At 49.3% G+C, this 6,009-nt stretch carries 6 protein-coding genes and 1 pseudogene; 3 read left to right on the top strand and 4 right to left on the bottom strand.

The features are described from left to right. A pseudogene (locus ACTF7Q_RS09995) lies at positions 1 to 417 on the bottom strand (RNA pseudouridine synthase); the annotation flags it as partial. Position 418: 1 nt separating this feature from the next. On the opposite strand from ACTF7Q_RS09995, the gene ACTF7Q_RS09990 reads away from it, so the two are divergent. Continuing rightward, positions 419 to 808 (top strand): hypothetical protein, encoded by a 390-nt coding sequence (locus ACTF7Q_RS09990; protein WP_438997692.1) that lies wholly within the window; start codon positions 419 to 421, stop codon positions 806 to 808. Positions 809 to 859: 51 nt separating this feature from the next. On the opposite strand, the gene ACTF7Q_RS09985 is transcribed toward ACTF7Q_RS09990, so the two are convergent. Next, positions 860 to 1,126 (bottom strand): hypothetical protein, encoded by a 267-nt coding sequence (locus ACTF7Q_RS09985; RefSeq protein ID WP_438997691.1) that lies wholly within the window; start codon positions 1,124 to 1,126, stop codon positions 860 to 862. A gap of 338 nt (positions 1,127 to 1,464) precedes the next feature. Here ACTF7Q_RS09985 and ettA point away from each other — a divergent pair, with 338 nt between their 5' ends. Continuing rightward, positions 1,465 to 3,144 (top strand): energy-dependent translational throttle protein EttA, encoded by a 1,680-nt coding sequence (gene ettA, locus ACTF7Q_RS09980; RefSeq protein ID WP_438997690.1) that lies wholly within the window; start codon positions 1,465 to 1,467, stop codon positions 3,142 to 3,144. 20 nt (positions 3,145 to 3,164) lie between these two features. Here ettA and ACTF7Q_RS09975 read toward each other — a convergent pair whose 3' ends face one another. Both ACTF7Q_RS09975 and ACTF7Q_RS09970 read right to left on the bottom strand, forming a co-directional pair. Then, on the bottom strand, positions 3,165 to 3,794 hold the full coding sequence (locus ACTF7Q_RS09975; protein WP_438997689.1) for an MlaC/ttg2D family ABC transporter substrate-binding protein: 630 nt from the start codon (positions 3,792 to 3,794) through the stop codon (positions 3,165 to 3,167). After that, entirely contained in the window at positions 3,794 to 4,546 is a 753-nt protein-coding gene (locus tag ACTF7Q_RS09970; protein ID WP_438997688.1) for an MlaA family lipoprotein, read from the bottom strand. Before ACTF7Q_RS09970 ends, ACTF7Q_RS09975 begins: the two co-directional genes overlap by 1 nt. Before the next feature lie 235 nt (positions 4,547 to 4,781). On the opposite strand from ACTF7Q_RS09970, the gene ACTF7Q_RS09965 reads away from it, so the two are divergent. Beyond that, on the top strand, positions 4,782 to 6,009 hold a 1,228-nt coding region (locus tag ACTF7Q_RS09965; RefSeq protein ID WP_438997687.1), incomplete at its 3' end, for an ATP-dependent helicase.

The following is a 6,009-nucleotide window of genomic DNA, read 5'->3' as shown; positions in this document are numbered from 1 at the left end:
AATACCGGTCAGGCTATCACCGCAATGCGCGATCAACGCATTGACTAATGTGCCTGTCAGCGAACCGGGAGCCGGATGCACCACCATGCCAGCAGGTTTATTCAGCACGATGATATGGGCGTCTTCATACAGCACATCAAGCGGGATGTTTTCGGCCTTTGGGGTGGCATCAACAGGCGGTGGTAATTCCAGCGCATAGTGGCACAGGGGTTTGACCGTGCTTGAGGGATCGGCTAAGGTTCGGCCATCTTCAAGAAGCCGTTTATCAAGAATTAACGCCTTGATCCGGCTTCGTGACAAAGACTGGCCTTCATCGTCCAGATGTTCGGCCAGAAATTTGTCGATCCGCTGTGCGGCTGCTTCGGCTGGTGCAGTGATTGACAATGTAACCGATTGTGTAGGGTGCGAATGAGTCATGATGGCGGACAATAACGCAAAATCGACCAACAATACAAATCAAGACAGTGACAGCGATGCAAAATCTGGCGATATAGCTGGCGACATGCCTTCGCCAGTGGTTGGGCATCTAGGTCTGATTAAGGCGATGAGCGTCATTATGGCGGTATTGATTGTGGCGGCCTTGGTGACAATCATTGTCACCATATATTCACGCATAACGGCATCGAATGCGGTTAAAGACGCTGTTGAAATCGAACTTGTCGTGCCTGCTGACACCCGCATCATCAGCGCCAGTGATGCGGAAAAGGGCGATATGCTTTTGGTTCTTGAAAATGCCAAAGGGCAGATGGTCTGGCGGGTCAATGGCACCGGTCAGGTGACGCAGAAAATGTCGATAATATCTGATTAACGCGCGCCAGATTGAGGCACAGCCCAGATTGAGGCACAGAATTATCAGCGTTTATATCAGGCCAAAATCGATAAAGACGCCTTTGATCAGGGCTTCAAGTGGCATAGCGCTAAAGCTGACCACGTCATAATCCAATATCGTGGGTAGCGCGTAAAACCGCAGAACAAACAGAACAAAAGCCAGATAAAGCGGCATTACCTTATTGACCAGAAATGCAGGGGCAATATAGCGGACAATAAATAACCCACCCGCGGTGGTTTTCCTGACAATGCTTAACAGCACAGTTTTACTGTCTTCATTCAAAAAGATAGTCAGCATAAACTGCACACAACTCGCCCACATGAGGATGCCAAAAAGCAAATCCAAGAGAATGCCCAAAGCTGGAACGTGAGATACCATTGTTAAAACTTTCTCTGCATCGTAACGCGTTGGCATCATATGCCGTAATGCGCTGACATTAAGCTACAAATTCATGTCTTTCGCAACCATAGAATAGGGTCTTATATGCTATTATTTGGGCTGAATTTAGGCGTTTATGCAGAAAGCTGGTGATCATATCTGGTGCTTTGCTCTAAAACCCGATAAAACAAGACTCAGTAATATAACGCCGAAAGCTACAGGCATCGGCACCTCGCATTTCAAACCAAAGGTGAAGTATGTCCAGTCATCAGTATGTTTACGTAATGAGCCGTCTCAGCAAAGCATGGCCTGGCGGCAAGGAAGTATTGAAAAACATCAATCTATCGTTTTTGCCAGGTGCCAAAATTGGCGTGCTTGGCCTGAATGGTGCTGGTAAATCAACCTTATTACGCATTATGGCGGGCATCGAGACTGACTTTCAGGGTGAGGCATGGGCTGCTGATGGCATCAAGATTGGCTATCTGGCACAGGAACCTGAACTTGATACCAGCATGGATGTGACGGGCAATGTGCTGGCGGGCATGGGGCGCGCCAAGGAGCTTGTTGATCGTTTTAATGAAGTAAGTGCCAAATTCGCCGAAGAAATGACCGATGATGAAATGAATGCAGTGATCGCCGAACAGGCCGAATTGCAGGAAGAAATTGATGCGATTGACGGTTGGGATCTTGAGCGCAAAGCTGAAATTGCGATGGATGCGTTGCGTGTGCCGCCTGGTGATGCCGATGTTACCAAACTGTCAGGTGGTGAAAAACGCCGCGTTGCCTTGTGTAAATTGTTATTAAGCGCGCCAGATATGCTGTTGCTTGACGAACCGACAAACCATCTCGATGCCGAATCCGTTGCATGGTTACAAAAGTTTCTGCATGATTTTCCGGGCACTGTTGTCACCATCACCCACGATCGCTATTTCCTTGACGAGGTGGCAGGCTGGATTCTGGAACTCGATCGCGGGGCGGGAATTCCCTATGAGGGTAATTATACAGGCTGGCTAGAACAAAAACATAAGCGGCTTGAACAGGAAGGCAAAGCTGATGATGCCCGCGTTAAGTCACTGTCACGTGAACTTGACTGGGTGCGCTCGGCACCAAAAGCGCGTCAGGCCAAATCAAAAGCCCGTATTAATGCCTATGAAAAACTGCTTGCCGAAGACCAACAGCGTCAGACCGATACTGCCCGCATCACCATTCCGGCAGGTCCGCGTCTTGGTGACATTGTTATCAATGCCGAGGGCATTCAAAAGGGCTTTGGCGATCGGTTACTGGTTGACGATCTATCATTCCGCTTGCCACCAGGCGGTATTGTCGGGGTGATTGGTCCAAACGGTGCAGGTAAGACAACATTGTTCAAAATGATTACCGGCGTTGAGTCAACCGATGCTGGCACATTCACGGTCGGTGACACAGTCAAGCTTGGCTATGTTGACCAGTCGCGCGATTCCCTAGCGGATGACAAGACCGTCTGGGAAGTTATTTCGGATGGGCTGGATGAGATTGAGCTGGGCAAGCGAACGATGGCGTCACGTGCTTATGTTGGTCAGTTCAACTTCAAAGGCGCTGATCAGCAAAAGCATGTCGGACAACTATCTGGCGGTGAGCGCAATCGTGTGCATCTGGCACGAATGCTTAAAAGCGGAGCTAACTTGCTTCTGCTTGATGAGCCGACGAATGATCTGGATGTCGATACGCTACGCGCGCTTGAAGAAGCGCTTGATGAATTTGCCGGCTGCGCGGTGGTGGTCAGTCACGATCGCTGGTTCCTTGACCGAATTGCGACTCATATTCTGGCCTTTGAAGGCGATAGCCATGTTGAGTGGTTTGAAGGCAATTATGAAGCCTATGAAGCCGACAAGAAGCGCCGTCTGGGTGCCGATGCCGACCGCCCGACACGGATCAAATATAAGCCAATCAGCCGCTAATAATATCGCCTGACAGATGATTATTGGCTGATTTTTGAACGCATAGCATCAATCAGAGCTGAAAAATTGCCCTCATTTTTGCGGATGATCGCGATATTTTCGTTTTTCTGGGTGACCAGCATAGAGATGTTTTCAATCTCAATATCCATGACCCGGGCATCACCATCAGCGGGCGTTGTGACGCGCCAATTGATGGCCACCGGTTCACGGGTTTTTGCCTGATCTGTAAAGGTGCCGCCAACAAGCACCAGCTTCTCGCCTTTGGCGGTGCTTTTTACTGGACTATATTCTAGGCCGGAAAGCTGGTCAAAATTGCGGACAACAGTGCCGATCATGACTTCGCGCATGATATCGCTATATGTTTGGCGCTCGACTGGTGTGGCTTTACGCCAGTAAGCTCCGGCAGAAAAGCGCGCGATCAAGGGAAGATCAAAATAGCTATCCAGAAGATAGGTGACGGCTTCTATCCGCTTTTCAACATTATCCGAACCCTCATCAAGAAACCCCTGCAAGTCCAGCATCATATTGTTGACATGAGTTTCAGCTCTTTCGATCTGATTTTTGGCAAAGGCTGATGCTGGTGCCAATATAGGCAGGGTGAAAAGCATGGCAAAGATAATGGAAATTTGGCAAAAGAAACGTCGTGTCATTATCCGTCCTCTCCAAAGAAATCTTCAAATTCGTCATCGGCTGATGAGGTGCCGCCACCGCGTAACTTATCGTCCAGCAATCCGTTTCGTTGCTGGTAATAGACCGATCTTGTTCGCGCATAGGGATCCAGTGCGTTATATTTTACGTCGTTGAAGGCTTCGAAATTAGCTGCGCGAAACGAGACGGCTGATGTAGGTATGCGTGCTGTCTGCCATGTTTGAAGTGGGGCACCTACCTCTATAATTGAATAGGGATTCATAACCATATCGACAACGCGCCCGGTCAGGCTTCGTGTCGTATGTGGCCCCAGAAACGGCACCATCAGATATGAACCTTCGTCAATATCGGCGGCGGCAAGCGTCTGGCCAAAATCTTCTTTGTGAATGGGGGCAGCGTCATCTCCCATCAGATCGACAAATCCAAGCGTCAGCCCGTTAATCGCAAAATTAAGCACCGCAAGTCCCGCATTTTCATATTTGCCTTGCAGCGAAGAATTGATCGCGGTAGATGGTAATCCGGCCCATGCTAGATGATGTGCAATGGCGGTTTGTCCACCTTCGGGTACGGCTTTACGGTAACCGCTGGCCACAGGTTCAATAACATAGGTGTCAACGCCCATGTTGAAATCAAAAACAGCGCGGTTGCTATTTTCATAGCGATCACGCATATCACTGCGCTGATTTTCCGGAACGCTGGAACAGGCTACGAATGTTACGAGGCTGGTCAGGATCAATAATTGCGAACGCAGCATTAGGATGCACCGGCCTATAATCATGTCTAATCCCATACCCACATAAAACACTATTAAAATAATGATGTTACGATACCGCAAACAATATTTGTGTCAAAGTGCGTTTGTCGCTTTGGCCAAGATTTCGAGCTACCATGAGTGCCGAATTTATGTTCTGGCATCTTATATGGCGAATTAATGGTAAAAGTGACTTTGTAATATTGACCGAGTAGCGCCCATTTGCGAGTTTGGGCTTATGATGAATGATCTCAATCAAAATCCGGTAAGCCCCTGGTTAACCGGTCTCAATATATCCCAGTCTGACGCTGTTACATCCCTTCAAGGTCCACTTCTGGTTCTGTCGGGTGCTGGAACTGGCAAAACCAGGGTGTTGACATCCCGGCTCGCCGAGCTTGTCGCCAGCGGTACAGCCAAACCGTGGAATATTCTAGCGGTGACTTTCACCAATAAGGCCGCACGTGAGATGAAAAGCCGAATCGGTGATATGGTCGGGCCGATGGTCGAACAAGTGTGGCTAGGCACATTTCACTCGCTGGCAGCCAAGATGCTACGCCGACATGCTGATCTGGTCGGTCTGAAATCAGATTTCACCATTCTTGACAGTGACGACCAGGTGCGTTTGATCAAACAGCTTATGGCAGCAGAAAATATTGATCCAAAGCGGTGGCCGGCAAGAATGGTAGCGGGGGTTATATCGCGCTGGAAAGACCGTGGTTTGGTGCCAGAAAAGATCACGCTTGCCGAGGCGGGTGATGTTGCCAATGGTCGCATGCAACAACTCTATAAGGACTATCAGGCGCGCCTGCTGACACTTAACGCTGTGGATTTTGGTGACCTTCTGTTGCATATGCTCACCATTTTCCAGAATCATTCCGATGTGCTGGCTGATTATCATGGGCGCATCACGCATATCATGGTGGATGAGTATCAAGATACCAACGTCGCGCAATATCTATGGCTCCGCTTATTGACAGGGCAACGTAATAACCTTTGTTGTGTGGGTGATGATGATCAGTCGATCTATGGCTGGCGCGGCGCTGAGGTTGGCAATATTTTGCGCTTTGAAAGCGACTTTCCGGGGGCAAAGACTGTCCGGCTTGAAGAAAATTACCGGTCCACGGGTCATATTCTGGCGGCGGCCTCGACAGTTATTGCGCGAAATGAAACGCGGCTTGGCAAGACGCTATTCACATCGGCTGATGACGGTGAAAAGGTGCGCGTAAATGGCTATTGGGATGGTGCCGATGAGGCGCGATCAATATCCAGTCATATCGAATCGATGCAACAGAATGGAGCGCATCTGTCTCAGATAGCTGTATTGGTGCGCGCTGGGTTCCAGACTCGTGAATTTGAAGAACGCTTTATTGCCATTGGCTTGCCATACCGGGTTGTCGGGGCGCGCTTTTATGAACGTGCGGAAATTCGGGATGCGATTGCCTATTTGCGGCTGATTTCGCAACCGG

It is taken from the genome of Puniceispirillum sp. (SeqCode) (assembly GCF_965657105.1).
Taxonomy (GTDB): Bacteria; Pseudomonadota; Alphaproteobacteria; order Puniceispirillales; family Puniceispirillaceae; genus Puniceispirillum.
The sequence above is the reverse complement of the archived record's forward strand: the minus strand, read 5'-3'. Positions and strand labels throughout refer to the sequence as shown.